This window comes from Hydrogenibacillus schlegelii, from assembly GCF_001653195.1.
Taxonomy (GTDB): domain Bacteria; phylum Bacillota; class Bacilli; order Thermicanales; family DSM-22653; genus Hydrogenibacillus; species Hydrogenibacillus schlegelii.
Genome location: NZ_JXBB01000011.1, coordinates 25,218 through 39,882, shown reverse-complemented (window position 1 = coordinate 39,882; position 14,665 = coordinate 25,218). Strand labels below are relative to the sequence as shown.

The window sequence follows — 14,665 nt, the reverse complement described above, 5'->3', positions numbered from 1 at the left end:
CGGATCGGTTTTTCCTTGAGGCGTACCGCACCGATCCGGGGCAGCACGATGTGCCGCGCTTTTCCGGGATGGCGAGGGTCTAGTCCGTCCAGAAGAAGGCGAATCGTGCCGGAACTGTTATCCAGCCTGAAGCTGTCCCGCCGGTCGTGTTTGCGGCGGAACTTCGGATGGCCGACCTTCCGGCCGGTCTTCCGCCCGCGAAAGAAGTTTTGGAACGCCTTTTCCAGATCCCGAAGCGCCTCCTGCGGCGCCCACTTGGACACTTCATACATCCACGGGAAGTCCGTCTTCTTGAGGCGGTTCAGTTCGCGGTGGAGTTCGATCGCGTTTGTCGTGCGGCCCTCTTTTTCGTAGATCTCGATCCATCGCGCGAGGCCCCAGTTGTAGGCGAAGCGGGCGGCCCCGGCGTGTTTGGCGAGAAGGAGGCGTTGTTCCGTGTTGGGATCGAGTTCATACCGGTAGGCTCTATGGATCTTCACGCTGAAGCGCCTCCAGGGAACCGCGCCCTCACCCTTCCCATGCGGCCGCCTTCACCTCGCCGCAGCGTCCCGGCGTCGGAATGAGCTTGGCGGCGTTGAGAAGCCCCTTCGGATCGAAGGCCGCCCGGACGGCCCGCATCGCCTCGAGTTCCGGCGGGTCGAACATGAAGCACATCGCCTCCCGTTTCTCGATGCCGACGCCGTGTTCGCCGGTGATCGATCCGCCGACCTCGACGCAGACCCGGAGCGCCTCCAGGCCCGCCGCTTCCGCCCGCTCCGCTTCTCCCGGCACCCGCCCGTCGTACAGGATGAGCGGATGGAGGTTGCCGTCCCCGGCGTGAAAGACGTTGGCGATGCGAAGGCCGTATTTTTCGCCGATGGCCCGGATCCGCCGCAGCACGTCCGGCAGCGTGCTGAGGGGGATCACCCCGTCCTGCACGAGATAGTTGGGCGAGATCGCCCCCATGGCGGCGAAGGCCGTCTTCCGGTTGTCCCACCAGAGCCGCCGCTCCGCCTCGCTTTCGGCGACCTTGACCGACCGCACGCCGTTTTTCCGGCAGACGGCGACAATCCGTTCCATCTCGGCGTCGAGGCCCGCCTCGACGCCGTCCACCTCGATGAGGAGGAGCGCCTCGACATCCGGCGGATGCCCCGCCGGCTTTTTCCCCCGCTCCACCCCTTCGATGGCGACGGCGTCCATCATCTCGAGGGCGGCGGGAACGATCCCGGCGGCCATGATGTCCGCCACCGTCCGGCTGGCGGCGTCGACCGTATCGAAATAGGCGAGGGCCGTCCGCCGGCCTTCCGGAAGCGGCAAAAGCCGGACGGTGAGTTCGGTGACGATGCCGAGGGTCCCCTCGGAACCCGTCCAGAGGCCGACGAGGTCCGGCCCCGGGGTTCCGGGCGGACCGCCGAGGTCGACGACCTCCCCGTCCGGAAGGACGACCCGGAGGGCGAGGACGTGGTTCGTCGTCACGCCGTACTTGAGGCAGTGGGCGCCGCCGGCGTTTTCCCCGACGTTGCCGCCGACCGTGCACGCGTACTGGCTGGAGGGATCCGGCGCGAAGTAGAGCCCCTCCGATGCCACCGCCTGAGAGAGGCGGAGGTTGACGACCCCCGGCTGAACGACCGCCAGCCGGTTGACCGGATCGACGTGAAGGATCCGCTTCATCCGGGCGAGGCTTAAGACGACCTCTCCGTTCAGCGGGACGGCACCCCCGCTTAAGCCCGTTCCGGCGCCCCGCGGAAGATACGGGATCCCGGCGTCGTAGAGGAGGCGGACGACCGCCGCCACCTCTTCCGTCGTCGCCGGAAGCACGACCGCCCGGGGAGGACGGCAGATGAGCGTCTGACCGTCGCAGGCGTAGGCGAGAAGCGACGCCGGATCTTCCAGGAAGAACCGCTCCCCGACGATCGACCGGATCGCCGCCGCCACCGCCCGGGGAAGGGGCGGCGGAAAGTCCTCCTCTGGCCCGGGAAGAGCGGCGCCTTCGCGGCGCCAGGCATCCGCCGCGACCCGGGATTCGATCATGGCGCCTCCTCCTTTCCGTGGGTTTCGGCGCGGTAAGCCCGATCGAGCAGCGCGACGGTATGCACCACTTCCGTCCGTCGCCCGGCCTCCAGCAGGCCGGACGCGATCTGCAGCATGCAGCCGGGATTGCCCATCGCCACCGCCTCCGCTTCGGCCGGCACGTTGGCCACCTTGCGGCGGAGAAGCGCCTCCGCCATCTCCGGGTGGGTGAGGTTGTAGATGCCGGCGCTTCCACAGCAGTGGTCCGCCTCCGGCATCTCGACGAGGCGAAGGCCGGGGATGCTCCGAAGGAGCGCCCGGGGCGCCTCGCGAATCCCCTGAGCGTGGGCGAGATGGCAGGCCTCGTGATAGGTCACCGTCGCCTCGACGCGCCCCGTCGGCGGCCGAAAACCGAAACGGACGAGGAATTCGCTGACGTCGTAAACTTTTTCGGCAAACGCTTCCGCCCGCTCCCGCTCCGGATCCTCGGCCAGCAGATGGCCGTATTCTTTCAGCGCCGCCCCGCAGCCGGCGGCGTTGACGACGATCGCGTCGACGTCCCGGGAGAGAAAGGCCTCGAGGTTGGCCCGGGCGAGCGCCTTTCCCGTCTCCCGATCGCCGGCGTGGACGTGAAGCGCGCCGCAGCACCGCTGGTCCTTCGGGATGACGACGTCGTAGCCGTTTTCCCGGAGGACCCGCACCGTCGCTTCGTTGACGTCCGCATACCAGACGTCCATGACGCAGCCGGTGAACACCCCGACCCGCTTCGGCCGCTTGAATTCCGGCCTGAACGCCGGAGGCGCGGCGGGCGCGGAAGCGGCCGCGGCGAGGGAGACCGGCGGGCGCGCCTCGGATCCCGATCGGGGGGCGGCCGCGACCGCCGCTTCGGCCCGCGCCGCCGCAGACGGTCGAAGCGCCGGCAGCGCTTCCGGATACCGCCGGCGGACGGAGCGGCGGACGGCCGGAAGCGCCCGCTCCAGCTTTCGGAGCGGGGGCGGCAAAAGCTTCGTCAGGCGAAGGGCCCGGGCCGCTCGGGCCAGACCGCTTCGCTGGTACAGGCGAAGGAGCGCCGCCGCCCGGTCGAGGCGCCTCGGATGGGGAATGAGGCCGCGAAGGAGCGTCGCCTCGACGAAGCGCCGGAACCCCCGCGACGGCATCGCCCGGACGACCTGCCCGCGGGCCGCTTCGATCAGCCGGCCGACCGGCACGCCGGACGGACAAGCCGTCTCGCAGGCCCGGCAGTCGAGGCACTGAAAGACGGCCTCGTAAAGGCCCGCGTCGAGGGGAAGGCGTCCTTCCGCCGCCTGGCGGATGAGAAACACCCGCCCCCGCGGCGAATGGAGCTCCTCGCCGCGCTCGAGATACGTCGGGCACACGTCGAGACACAGGCCGCAGTGGACGCAAAGTTCATAATCCGGCGCCTGCGGCGGATCCGGATACGGAAACCCCGGAGAGCGCCGGCCGGCACGGTCCGTTCCCGGCCGTCCCCCCGCCTCCGCCTCGGCTGCTTCGATTTCTCGCGCCATCCTGCCGCCCCTCCTTCCGGTCCTATTTCTCAACCGCCCCGGGCGCCGGCGGGACGCCGAACGCTTCCGAACGGCCCCCCGATCCGCTTCACCGCCGCCCCGGCCGTCCAAAACCGCCCCATCCCTTGCCGCCCGAAGGGGCCGGCGGGCAAAGCCCTCCGATGCGCGGAAACCAAGATCCGCCGAACGGGCCCGGGGCGGTCCGTACCGGCATCGGCCGCTACGCCAGCCGGGCCGCCAAAAAACGCCCCTCCGGATCGAGCGCCCGGTGCAGACGACGAAAGAGGGACGCCGTCCGCTCGTCGATCCCCCACGGGTCGACCGCCTGCCGCAGGGTCGCCGGCCCATGCTCGATGCGGACGATGCCGCGGGGATACGGAAAGGCCTCCCGAAGCGCCGCGATCACCCGCCGGGCCGCCTCGATCTCCGACGGCGCGGCGTCGGCCGATGCGCCGCCCAGCACCGCCCAGGCCACGCCGCTTCCGAAACAGCCGAACACCTGCGGCGAAAACCCTTCCGCCCGCCCGAGCGCCTCCGCCTGCCGGAGCGCTTCCGGCACGTCCGTTGAGCGAAGCCCGAATCGGAGGACGATCGGAGCGCGATCGGGCGCCGAATCCGGCGCTTGCGCCTCCGCGTCCCCGGCTTGAGCCCCCGGTTCCCCTTCGGCGCGGGCCACCGCCTCGGACCCTTCCATCGGTCGATAAAAGGCCGGCCAGGGCGGGCTTCCGGCCAGGGCGGCCGACAGGCGATCGAACAGCGCCCGCTCCTCCGCTTCTCCGACGGTCGACACCTCGACGCCCGCCCCCCGCGGAAGAAGCCGGCGCAGCCGCTCCTCTTCCGCCGCGATCGCCGCCGGCTCTCCGGCGAAGGGGACCACCAGCCCCCACCGCCCCGCCGCATCGCCCGCCGCCGCCGGCGAAAGCAGCCAGAGCGCCTCCGGTTCGATCGGCGCCCGAAGCGCCGCCGCAAGGGCCGCTTCGATCTCCGGCCAGCGCGCCGGCGGAAAAAAAGCGACCACGCTTGCCCGCGCCCGCGGAAGCGGCCGCAGGCGAAAGGAAAACTCCACCGCGCCGCCGATCGTCCCGAGGGCGCCGACGGCGAGCTTGGGCATGTCGTAGCCGGCGACGTTTTTCATCACCGTGCCGCCAAACCGGAGAAGATCGCCGGAGGCGGAGATCATCCGCAGGCCGAGCAGATGATCGCGAAACCCCCCGTGGCGATGGCGCCTCCAGCCGAACGCGTCGGCCGCCACCGCGCCGCCGATCGTCGTCCGCTCCGGGTTCGGCACGTCGACGGCCAGCCGCTGCCCTTCCGGAGCGAGGACGGCGGCAAGCTCCGCCACCGTCGTCCCCGCCCGCACGGTAACGACGAGATCGTGGGGCCGATAGTCGACGACGCCTTTGAGCGCCATGAGCGAAAGGCCGATCGCCGCCGTTGCCGGCCGGCCCAGACCGCGGCGGCTTCCGGTGCCGAACCAGGCCACCGTCTCCCCGGAAGCCCGCGCCTCCCGGACGATCGCCTGCGCCTCTTCGACCGTTCGCGGCACGACCATCGTCGGCGGAAGCCCGCCGTAGCGGTCGTCCGCCACCTTCCGAAAGCGGCCGGGAAGAACCGAATCGAGCCGCCTTTCTCGGTCCGTCATCGCCCCGCCCTCCCCTCGGTTTTCGGGCCGCGCCGGGGAACCGCGCCGCGGCAGCCGATCCACCGCTCGACCCGGCCGAGATGCCGCGCCATCGCCCGGCGGGCAGCCGCCGGATCGACCCGACCAACGGCGGCGATCGCCCGGTGATCGCCGATCACCGCCTCGAAGCGCCCCGGCCGGCGAAGAAGACGGCGGTGCACCTGGACGAGGGCGTCTTCCGGCGCTTCCGCCGCGCGACGAGCGTTCGGCGCAGCTTGGCCCGCTCCTCCGGCGAAACCGGCGGCAAAAGGGCGGCGGTCGGCCGGCGCCGGGCGATCGTCCCCTTGCGCGGGTTCGGCTCCCACCCGATCCCATTCCCCCGCCCCTTTCCGGCTTTTCCCGCCATACCGCGATCCGCATCGTTCTTCGTCCGAAACCGATCGCCGGCACGGCACTCATCAGACGTCCGATCCTTCATATGATACCGCCATTCCAACCTTTCCGACAAGAGGGGGTTTTTGTGCTGCCCCGGCGGCCCCGGCCGCCCCCTTCCGTTCAGGGTCAGACGGAGCGCGGCCATGGGCCGAAGCCGGGCGGTGAACGCGGGCCGGCGCTCGACGGCGCGGCCGAGCGCCTATTCTGAATCCCGAGCGGGCGGCCGCCGCGTCGCGGTCCCGCGCCTCGTCCGGGCGGGCCATCGTCCCGCCCGAAAGGATATGTTATAATGTGGCACGGGCTTTTGACCGAACGGCGGCCGAACGGCCGTCCGTTTGCCGATGCGCCGAAAGAAGGGAGACGAGATGAACCGACTGCCGAAGCACCTCACCCGCCTGGGCGGAGAGCTGTGGCTTACCGACGACGAGCCGGGCCTGTTGACGAGCGTCCGCATCACCGACGTCCTGTTCGAAGCCCAGTCGCCCTTTCAGCACGTCATGATCGCCGACACCGTGCCGTTCGGCCGCGCCCTCATCCTCGACGGCATCATCCAGACGACGGTCGCCGAAGGGTTTATCTACAACGAGATGATCGCCCACGTGCCGCTGTCGGTCCATCCCCGGGCCGAGCGGGTGCTCATCATCGGCGGCGGCGACCTCGGCGCGGCCCGCGAAGTGCTCAAATACCCCTTCGTCCGCTCGGTCGACCTCGTCGAAATCGACCAAACCGTCGTCGAGGCGAGCCGCCGGTATCTGCCGGAGATCGCCGGCGAGGCCCTCGACCCCCGCCTTCGGCTCCATTTCGAAGACGGCGCCCGTTTCGCCGCCCGGGCCGACGGCCCCTATGACGTCATCATCGTCGACGCCGCCGACCCGATCGGACCGGCGACGGTGCTTTTCGAGTCGCCGTTTTACGAAGCGCTGGCCCGCCTCCTCGCCGAAGACGGCCTCCTCGTCGCCCAGACCGACTCCCCGTTCCACCATCCCGAGACGGCCCGCCGAACCCTCCGTGCCCTCGAGGCCCTGTTCCCGATCGTCCGGCCGTACCTCGCCGTCGTCCCGAGCTATCCGAGCGGCCTCTGGCTCTTTACCCTGGCCAGCCGGCGATACGAGGCCGTGCGTCCCCTCGACCCCGGCATCCGGACCCGCTACGCCACGACCGACGTCATGCGGGCGGCGTTTGCCCTCCCGCCGTATGTCGTGGAGCGCATCCGCCCCGAAGGCCCGTCCGGTTGATTTTGCCGACCGGATCCACTAGACTACATGCCATACGGCGCCGCCGGCCGGGGGTGAGGGGCCGGTCGGGGGCGACGGGCAGGCGAGGGGTGCGATGATCGAATTTAAAAACGTGAACAAGCACTACGGAGCCTTCCACGTGCTCAAAAACATCACCCTGACGATCCGCGCCGGCGAAGTCGTCGTCATCATCGGCCCGTCCGGTTCCGGAAAATCGACGCTTCTTCGGACGATCAACGGCCTGGAGCCGATCACGAGCGGCGAACTTATCGTCGACGGCATCCCGGTGCACCAAAAGGGGACCGACCTCAACAAGCTCCGGCGAAACATCGGCATGGTCTTCCAGCACTTCAACCTCTACCCCCACATGACGGTGCTGGAGAACATCATCCTCGCCCCGACGAAGGTGCTCAAGATGCCCCGGGCCGAAGCGGAAAAGATCGCCCGCTTTTATCTGGAAAAGGTGGGCCTCCTCGACAAAATCCACGCCTATCCGGCGCAGCTTTCCGGCGGCCAGCAGCAGCGGGTCGCCATCGCCCGGGGGCTGGCCATGAGGCCGAAGATCATGCTCTTCGATGAGCCGACGAGCGCCCTCGACCCGGAGATGATCGGCGAGGTGCTCGCCGTGATGAAAATGCTCGCCGAAGAAGGCATGACGATGGTCATCGTCACGCACGAGATGGGGTTTGCCCGGGAGGTGGCCGACCGGATCGTCTTTATGGACCAGGGGGAGATTCTCGAAGACGCGCCGCCGGAGGAATTTTTCACCCGCCCGAAGGAAGAGCGGGCGCGGGCCTTTTTAAAACGGATTCTGAGCCACGGATGAAAAAATAAAAGGAGGGGTTCGATGACGCGCCGTCACCGTCCGTACCGCTGGGCTGCCCTCGCCGCGGCTTTCGCGCTCGCCTTCACCCTGGCCGCCTGCAGTTCCGGGAGCAAAGAAGGCGCCCAGGAAGGAAAGAGCACCCTGGACCTCATCCAGGAGCGGGGCAAGCTCATCGCCGGCGTCAAGTACGACACGCCGCTCATGGGCTACAAAAATCCGAAGACCGGCGAAGTGGAAGGCTTCGACGTCGACATCGCCAAGGCGCTGGCAAAGAAGATCCTCGGCGACGAGAACAAGATCGAACTGAAAGAAGTCACCTCCTCGACCCGCATTCCGATGCTCAAAAACGGCGACATCGACATCATCGTCGCCACGATGACGATCACCGACGAGCGCAAAAAGGAGATCAACTTCTCCGACGTCTACTACACCGCCGGCCAGTCGCTGCTCGTCCCGAAGGGGTCCCCGATCCGGGGCATCGAAGACCTGAACGAAAACACGAAGGTCGCCGGCGTCAAAGGGTCCACCTCGGTGAAAAACATCCGCGAGAAAGCGCCGAAGGCACAGGTGCTCGAATACGACAACTACGCCGAGGCGTTTGCGGCCTTAAAGAGCGGCAAGGTGGACGCCATGACGACGGACAACATCATCCTCATGGGCTACGCCCAGCAGGATCCGAATTTCGAGCTCGTCGGCGGGCTGTTCACGAAGGAGCCGTACGGCATCGGCATCCGGAAGGGCGACGAGAAGTTCACCCAGTACGTCAACGACTTCCTGAAGGAGCTCAGGGAAAGCGGCCAGTACGCCGAGCTGTACCGCAAGTGGTTTAAGGAAGAGCCGCCGGCGGAGTGACGCGCCCCGACGGGGGCCGGAGGCGATCGGTCGCTCTGGAGCGCGATCGCCGGATGGGCCCCGCCGATCGACCGTCGTCCGAACCGAGGAGCGTCGCCCGCCGGGCGCCCGGACGACGGCCGACGCTCCGGCGGGCGCCCAAAGCCGATCCGACCGGCGTCCGCCGGTCGCCAAGCGACAAGCGCCGGCAAGCGACGGAAAGCGTGGATGGCCTCATCCACGCTTTCCGTTTGCCGGGCGGGCTTCCGCCGGCGAAAAGGGCACGCGTCGCCGAGGGGAGCGGCCTTGTTCAGAACGAAACGCACGGCTCGGCGGCCCGGGAAAGGAGGGAAGCGCGTGGGGGACGTCCTGTACGTCCTGGAACACTATTACCCGTATTTGATTCGCGGCTTTTTCACCACCTTGCTGGTGAGCCTCATCGCCCTCGCCGGAAGCCTCATCATCGGCATCGTCGTCGCCGTCCTCCGCATCGCGCCGTTGAAGGCGTTGAACGCTGTCGGCCGCGCCTATGTTGAAATTTTGCGGAACATCCCGCTCCTCCTCGTCGCCTTCTTTTTCTATCACGGACTCACCGCCTTCGGCCTCAACCTCGACGGCTTTACCGCCGGCACCCTGGGTCTTACGGTCTACACCGCCGCCTTCATCGCCGAAGCCGTCCGGGCCGGCATCCAGGCCATCCCCCGGGGGCAGATGGAGGCCGGCCTGGCGAGCGGCCTCAGCTACGTCCAGACGATGCGCTACATCATCCTGCCGCAGGCGATCAAGATCGTCATTCCGCCGATCGGCAACCAGTTCTTGAACCTCGTCAAAAACTCTTCCATCCTGAGCCTTTTCGCCGGTTTCGATCTCATGTACTGGAGCGACTATGCGGCGAGCGACTCGTTCAAGACGTTCGGCGCCTATATTCTTGCCGCCGCTTTTTACCTCCTGATGACGATCCCGCTGAGCATCGCCGTCCGCACGCTGGAGGGCCGCCTGCACCGGTTGCCGGACCGTTCCCGGGCGGCTCAGGCGGCCTACGGGGAGGGATAAGCCGTGGACTTTCGGGCGGCGCTTACGCCGGAACACATTCTCTTCATGCTCGACGGCTTTCGGGTGACGCTCCTCGTCGCCGCGAGCGCCATCGTCCTTTCGTTTCTTTTCGGCACCGTCATCGCCGTCCTCCGCTACGCCCGGGTTCCGATCCTGGCGCCGGTGCTCGGCGCCGTCGTCGAGGCCCTGAGGAACCTCCCGCTCCTTCTGATCATCATCTTTACCCGCTTCGCCCTGCCGGACATCGGCATCCGCCTCGACGTCATCGCGAGCGCCATCGTCGCGCTCACCGTCTTCGAGATGGCGATGATCTCGGAGATCATCCGCGGCGGGCTCCTCTCCGTCGACAAAGGCCAGATCGAAGCCGCCCGGTCGACGGGGCTGACCGCGTTCCAGACGCTCCGCTACATCGTCCTCCCGCAGGCCCTCGTCCGGATGATCCCCCCGACGGTCAGCCAGTTCATCTCCCTCCTCAAAGACACGTCGCTCGCGGTCGCCATCGCCCTTCCGGAACTGCTTCACAACAGCAAGATCATCTACAACGCCAACCCGAGCCGATACGTCGTGCCGGTCCTCCTTTTCGCCGGTTTCCTTTACTTCATCACCAACTTCAGCCTCTCCCAGCTCGCCCTCACCCTCGAGCGGCGCCTCCGAATCGAACACTGACCGGATCGGCGAAACGGCGCATCAAGCCCGGCCAAAGGCGCTTGCGGCCCTCCGGACGCTCTCTCCCATCCGTCAAGCGGCCCATCACGCCCCTCAGCCGGTCAGCCGGAGCAGGCCGAGGAGGATCTCGATGAGAATCAGGAGCAGGATGAGCGTGTCGATCCAGATGAAGCGCGTCGACAGAGACTCGTCGGCGAGGAGCTGGTAGTGCCGCTCGAGGACGCTCATCTTCTCCCGGATGCTCTCCGACCACTCCCGCATGCGGAAGCGCTCGACCGCCGCCGTGTAAATCCGGGCGTAATAAAAATCATGCGTCACCTTGAGGGCGTTTTCGATCCGACCGGTGAACTCGGTGATCTCGAGAATCAGCTCCATGATCTTCCGCATGAGCTTCCGCGACTCCCGGAGCCGGCCGAAGCGAAAACGCCCCCGGTGCCCGTGGGCGGCGGCGAGCATATCGTAGAGGGCAGCGAGCTCCCGCTCGAGCAGGTCGTCGTAGTAGCGGAGTTCAAGGAGCTGCGCCTTGGCAAACTCGAGAAGATCCGCCACCGCCCCGGGGCCGTCGGCATCCTCGACCCAGGCGCTGTCCCAGGCAATGATGATGTCGTCTTCGTCGTATGAAAAGCGATACCGGAGCGCATCCTCGACGAGCGCCTCGCTCAGAGGCCCCTTTTCGCCGAGAAGGATCGGAAGCGGCGACCATTCCTCGTCGTCCGGCCACGCCCGGACGGCAAACAGGACAAAATCCTCCACATAATCCGCATATCCTCCGCCGTAAAAATACGTGCCGAAGCGCCGGAAGACGTCGTCGCGATACGCCTCGAACCGCCGATCCAGCTCCGGCGTCTCCTCCGCCTGGAGCGCCTCGGCGTAGCGCATGAGCCGCCCCCAGTCCAGGGGCGTCGACAGGCGGAGGCGAATGACGAGGCTTAAGACGCCGAAGTCGTAAAAGCGGGCGCTCACTTCCGCCGGCGTCTCTTCGCCGGCCAGGGCAATGCGGGCCTCCGGGTCGAGGACGAACGAAAGGGGCGGGTTTTTGATCTCCAGCCCCTTCGGATGCCCCAACCGCAGGGTCAGACGCGACGCCGTCCGTTCGCCCCTGAGGCGCGCTTCGATCGCGTCCAGATCGATTTCCTGGGCCACATCGTAGAGGCGATAGACCCAGATTTCGACCGACATCTCATCCCTCCCGAAAGAAAGGAGACGCCCGTGTTTGCTTTTCTCCTCAATCCGACCGCCGGCGCGGGCCGGAGCGTCCGCATCTGGCGCCGGCTGGAAACGGCCTTAAAGCGCCGCGGCATCCCTTACGAGCTCCTCGTCGGCCGGGACGCCCGGGGCGCCTTCGACCTCGCCCGGGAAGCCGCCGGCGACCGCCGCGTCGAGGCGCTCGTCGCCGTCGGCGGCGACGGGACGCTCTCGCTCGTGTTAAACGCCGTGATGGACGCCCGGACCGAAGGCGCCGCGAACCGGGCCGCCGCTCAAGCCGGCACACCGCTTCCCGGCGCCGACCGCAACGGACCCGCCCCCGCCCTCGCCCTCATTCCGGCCGGTTCCGGCAACGACGTCGCCCGGACGTTCGGCATCCCGCGGCATCCGGAACGGGCCCTCGAGCGGCTCCTCGCCGCGCCGGAGCGGGCGATCGACGTCGGCCGCCTCCGGATCATGACTCCGGGAAGCGGGCCGGAGGCGCCGGTCTACTTCTTCGGTTTTACCGGCGCCGGGATCGACGCCGCCGTCATCGACGCCGTCGAGGCGCTTGCCTTCAAAAAGCGCTTCCAGCGGATCGCCTATGCCCTCGGCGTCGTCAAGGCGTGGTCGACGTTCCGGCCGTTTCCGGTGACGATCGAGCTGGAAGACGGGCGACTCCGTTTCGACGACGCCTGGCTGATCGTCCTCGCCAACATCCCCTTCCTGGGCGGCGGGATGCACATCGCCCCCGGCGCGGAAGTCGCCGACGGCGCTTTCGACCTCGTCGTCGTCTCCGGCATCGGCCGCCTCGGCTTTCTCCGGGCCTTTCCGCTCGTCTTCCGGGGGCGGCACATCCGCCACCCGTCGGTGACCGTTCGGCGGGTGCAAAAGGCCGTCCTCACCTTCGGAGAGCGTCCCCGGGGCACCGGAGCCGCCCGCCGCCCCGTCGGGCTGCAGCGGGACGGCGAGCGGGAAGAAGGCCTGAGCGTCGCCGTCGACGTCCTGCCGAAAGCGATCCGCTTTCGCGCCTAATGCCTCTGTTTCCGCGCGTCGGGCCCCTTCAGCCGGTGCTTTCATCCGGCGGAAGGGGAATTTTCTTCCCGGGGTTCAGGATGCCGGCCGGATCGAGCAGCCGCTTGATCGCCTGCATGAGCGAAAGCGCCTCCCCGTGCTCCTCCGCCTGATACTTGAGCTTCCCGAGGCCGACGCCGTGCTCGCCGGTGGCCGTCCCGCCGACGGAGAGGGCGTACCGGACGAGCGCCTCGTGCAGCCCTTCCGCCCGGGCGACGTCCGCCGGGTCGTCGGCGTCGATCATGACGATCGTATGGAAGTTCCCGTCCCCGATGTGCCCGAGGACCCCGCCTTCAAGCCCACGGGCTTCGAGCTCCCGCCGGGCGAGCTCGATCCCGTCGGCGAGGACCGAAAGCGGCACGCAGACGTCCGTCACGAGCTGTTTTTTCCCCGGATGGGCGTGGAGATAAGCGTAGGCGAGGTGATGCCGGGCCTCCCACAGCCGGTCCCGGGCTTCTTTTTCCCGCTCGATCTCAAACGCCGTCCCCCCGCCATCCCGGGCGATCGCCTCCGCCGCCGGAAGGTCGGCCTCGAGCGCCGCCGGGCTGCCATGAAACTCCAAAAAGAGCGTATCCGCCTCCGGATACGTCGTCCCCTTCATCGCGTTCATCTGCCGGATCGACGTCCGGTCGACCAGCTCCACCCGGGCGAGGGCGAGACCGTAGCGGAGCATCGCGTGGGCCGCCTCCACCGCCTGCCGGACCGACGGAAACGTCGCCCGGGCGGCGTACGCCGCCTCCGGCAATCCGAACACCCGCAGCCAGAGGCTCGTGATGACGCCGAGGGTGCCTTCGGAGCCGAGGAAAAGCTGCTTCAAGTCATATCCCGACGACGACTTCACGTACGGGCCCCCGAGGCGGATCACCCGCCCGTCGGCAAGGACGACCGTCATCCCCCGCACCTGGTCCCGCATGACGCCGTAGCGGACGGCGGTCGTACCGCTGGCGTTCGTCGCCGCCATGCCGCCGAGCGTCGCATCGGCCCCGGGATCGACGGAAAAAAAGAGGCCGTGCCGGGCGAGGGCCCGGTTGAGCGCCGTCCGGGTCATCCCCGCCTCGACGTGAACGAGAAAATCCGCCGGCCGGACGTCCAAAATCCGGTTCATCCGCGTGAGATCGAGGCTGATGCCGCCCCGGACCGGGACGACGTGCCCTTCCAGGCTGGAGCCGACGCCGAACGGGATCACCGGAATCCGCCGCGCGTTCGCAAACCGGAGGAGCCGCGCCACCTCCTCCGTCGACTCCGGAAAAACGACGGCGTCCGGAAAGTGCGGCGGATGGTACGATTCGTCGTGGCTGTGCTGCTCCAGAACCGTCGGATTCGTCGACACCCGATCGTTCGGAAACAGCGCCCGAAGCTCGGTCAACCACGGCCGTTCCCCGTCATGCATCACGGCGCACCCCTCTCCGCTTTTTTTCCATCATAACACAGCGGCCGGCGCCAGAACCGCCCGGGGCCGGCTTCGGAACGCCCCCGACGCTTTTAATCCGGGATTTCTTCCGACGAAAGCGGCGACTTTACCGCCGGCACGGCCGCCCGATCCGAGCGGGACGTCCGTTCTGCCCGACGCCGCCGGCGGCGTTCGGCGAGATGTCGATCGAGCCCTCTAAGCGCCAGCGCCGCCCCGAGCGTCGAGGCGAGGTAGAGGAGGAAAAAGACGCTCGCGATGCCGAAGATCGTTCCGCTGAAGTAGGCGTACCGCGGCAGAAGCCCGAGCGCCTCCGCCGCGGGCTTCAGCCGGTCGACCGTCAGCTTGATCACGATGAGGTTCAGCGAATAAATCGGCAGCGTCACCGGCGCGCTCATCAGGTTGGCCAGCGTCACCGCCGCCTTGTTCGCCCGAAACGGAAACGCGAGCGCCAGCCCGGCGAGGAGCGAAAAGCCGAACAGCGGGATGCTGTGCACCGCGATGCCGATGCCGATCCCCCGAACGACGCTCGCCCGGTTATCGTTGATCCGGATCAGCCGGAGAAGGTAAAAGCGAAGCGCCCGCCGCCACCGCTCGAAGCGGCTTCTGGGCGGGCGCACCGGGCCGGCTTCTTTGGTGGGCGTCACGACCGATCTCCGCCGTCCTTTTTTGCCTGTTTTTCTGAAACGATCGTAGCCAATTCGCCCCGATGGCGCAAGGGCGAACCGGCCGCTCCCGTCGGCCGTTCCCCCCTGTCGGAGATGCCGTCGACCCCGGCAAGATGCCGCCGACGCCGGTACGATGGCGTCGACGCAA

14 protein-coding genes are annotated in these 14,665 nt (G+C 68.0%); 6 read left to right on the top strand and 8 right to left on the bottom strand.

From position 1 onward, the window contains the following. The 5 genes from SA87_RS04225 to SA87_RS13060 all read right to left on the bottom strand — a co-directional run. Positions 1-479: RNA-guided endonuclease InsQ/TnpB family protein (locus SA87_RS04225; RefSeq protein WP_156516491.1), on the bottom strand; the 479-nt coding region annotated here is incomplete at its 3' end. Positions 480-507: 28 nt separating this feature from the next. Further along, positions 508-2,010, bottom strand: coding sequence for an FAD-binding oxidoreductase (locus SA87_RS04220; RefSeq protein WP_082910469.1), 1,503 nt, complete (start codon positions 2,008-2,010; stop codon positions 508-510). Further along, positions 2,007-3,515, bottom strand: coding sequence for a (Fe-S)-binding protein (locus SA87_RS04215; RefSeq protein WP_066199638.1), 1,509 nt, complete (start codon positions 3,513-3,515; stop codon positions 2,007-2,009). The genes SA87_RS04220 and SA87_RS04215 overlap by 4 nt, the downstream gene beginning before the upstream one ends. 220 nt (positions 3,516-3,735) lie before the next feature. Beyond that, complete coding sequence (locus tag SA87_RS04210) at positions 3,736-5,157, bottom strand: FAD-binding oxidoreductase (RefSeq protein WP_066199635.1); 1,422 nt, start codon at positions 5,155-5,157, stop codon at positions 3,736-3,738. Continuing rightward, complete coding sequence (locus tag SA87_RS13060; RefSeq protein ID WP_156423633.1) at positions 5,154-5,501, bottom strand: FCD domain-containing protein; 348 nt, start codon at positions 5,499-5,501, stop codon at positions 5,154-5,156. The genes SA87_RS04210 and SA87_RS13060 overlap by 4 nt, the downstream gene beginning before the upstream one ends. 411 nt (positions 5,502-5,912) lie before the next feature. On the opposite strand from SA87_RS13060, the gene speE reads away from it, so the two are divergent. The 5 genes from speE (at position 5,913) to SA87_RS04180 (ending at position 10,182) form a co-directional block, all read left to right on the top strand. After that, a complete protein-coding gene (gene speE, locus SA87_RS04200; protein ID WP_245637645.1) occupies positions 5,913-6,806 on the top strand; it encodes a polyamine aminopropyltransferase in 894 nt (297 codons plus the stop codon). Positions 6,807-6,900: 94 nt separating this feature from the next. Beyond that, positions 6,901-7,632, top strand: a complete 732-nt coding sequence (locus SA87_RS04195; protein WP_066199627.1) for an amino acid ABC transporter ATP-binding protein — start codon at positions 6,901-6,903, stop codon at positions 7,630-7,632. Between the two features lie 21 nt (positions 7,633-7,653). Further along, a complete protein-coding gene (locus tag SA87_RS04190) occupies positions 7,654-8,484 on the top strand; it encodes an ABC transporter substrate-binding protein (RefSeq protein ID WP_066199625.1) in 831 nt (276 codons plus the stop codon). A 336-nt stretch (positions 8,485-8,820) separates the two neighbouring features. Next, positions 8,821-9,516, top strand: a complete 696-nt coding sequence (locus SA87_RS04185; protein WP_066199620.1) for an amino acid ABC transporter permease — start codon at positions 8,821-8,823, stop codon at positions 9,514-9,516. A gap of 3 nt (positions 9,517-9,519) precedes the next feature. After that, positions 9,520-10,182, top strand: coding sequence for an amino acid ABC transporter permease (locus SA87_RS04180; RefSeq protein ID WP_066199617.1), 663 nt, complete (start codon positions 9,520-9,522; stop codon positions 10,180-10,182). 93 nt (positions 10,183-10,275) lie between these two features. Here the strand turns inward: SA87_RS04180 and SA87_RS04175 are convergent, their stop codons facing one another. Then, a complete protein-coding gene (locus SA87_RS04175) occupies positions 10,276-11,361 on the bottom strand; it encodes a hypothetical protein (RefSeq protein WP_066199615.1) in 1,086 nt (361 codons plus the stop codon). Positions 11,362-11,391: 30 nt separating this feature from the next. Here SA87_RS04175 and SA87_RS04170 point away from each other — a divergent pair, with 30 nt between their 5' ends. Beyond that, complete coding sequence (locus SA87_RS04170; protein ID WP_066199612.1) at positions 11,392-12,402, top strand: diacylglycerol/lipid kinase family protein; 1,011 nt, start codon at positions 11,392-11,394, stop codon at positions 12,400-12,402. A gap of 28 nt (positions 12,403-12,430) precedes the next feature. Here SA87_RS04170 and SA87_RS04165 read toward each other — a convergent pair whose 3' ends face one another. Both SA87_RS04165 and SA87_RS04160 read right to left on the bottom strand, forming a co-directional pair. Continuing rightward, complete coding sequence (locus SA87_RS04165) at positions 12,431-13,831, bottom strand: FAD-binding oxidoreductase (RefSeq protein ID WP_066199609.1); 1,401 nt, start codon at positions 13,829-13,831, stop codon at positions 12,431-12,433. Positions 13,832-13,923: 92 nt separating this feature from the next. After that, on the bottom strand, positions 13,924-14,469 hold the full coding sequence (locus tag SA87_RS04160; protein WP_066442083.1) for a DUF2062 domain-containing protein: 546 nt from the start codon (positions 14,467-14,469) through the stop codon (positions 13,924-13,926). Positions 14,470-14,665 lie beyond the last annotated feature (196 nt).

Bases quoted from the DNA above. Each gene is read 5' to 3' on its own strand.
- SA87_RS04165 (WP_066199609.1), bottom strand. From the start codon at position 13,831: ATGCATGACGGGGAACGGCCGTGGTTGACCGAGCTTCGGGCGCTGTTT.
- SA87_RS04220 (WP_082910469.1), bottom strand. From the start codon at position 2,010: ATGATCGAATCCCGGGTCGCGGCGGATGCCTGGCGCCGCGAAGGCGCC.
- speE (WP_245637645.1), top strand. From the start codon at position 5,913: ATGCGCCGAAAGAAGGGAGACGAGATGAACCGACTGCCGAAGCACCTC.
- SA87_RS04195 (WP_066199627.1), top strand. From the start codon at position 6,901: ATGATCGAATTTAAAAACGTGAACAAGCACTACGGAGCCTTCCACGTG.
- SA87_RS04215 (WP_066199638.1), bottom strand. From the start codon at position 3,515: ATGGCGCGAGAAATCGAAGCAGCCGAGGCGGAGGCGGGGGGACGGCCG.
- SA87_RS04210 (WP_066199635.1), bottom strand. From the start codon at position 5,157: ATGACGGACCGAGAAAGGCGGCTCGATTCGGTTCTTCCCGGCCGCTTT.
- SA87_RS04175 (WP_066199615.1), bottom strand. From the start codon at position 11,361: ATGTCGGTCGAAATCTGGGTCTATCGCCTCTACGATGTGGCCCAGGAA.
- SA87_RS04190 (WP_066199625.1), top strand. From the start codon at position 7,654: ATGACGCGCCGTCACCGTCCGTACCGCTGGGCTGCCCTCGCCGCGGCT.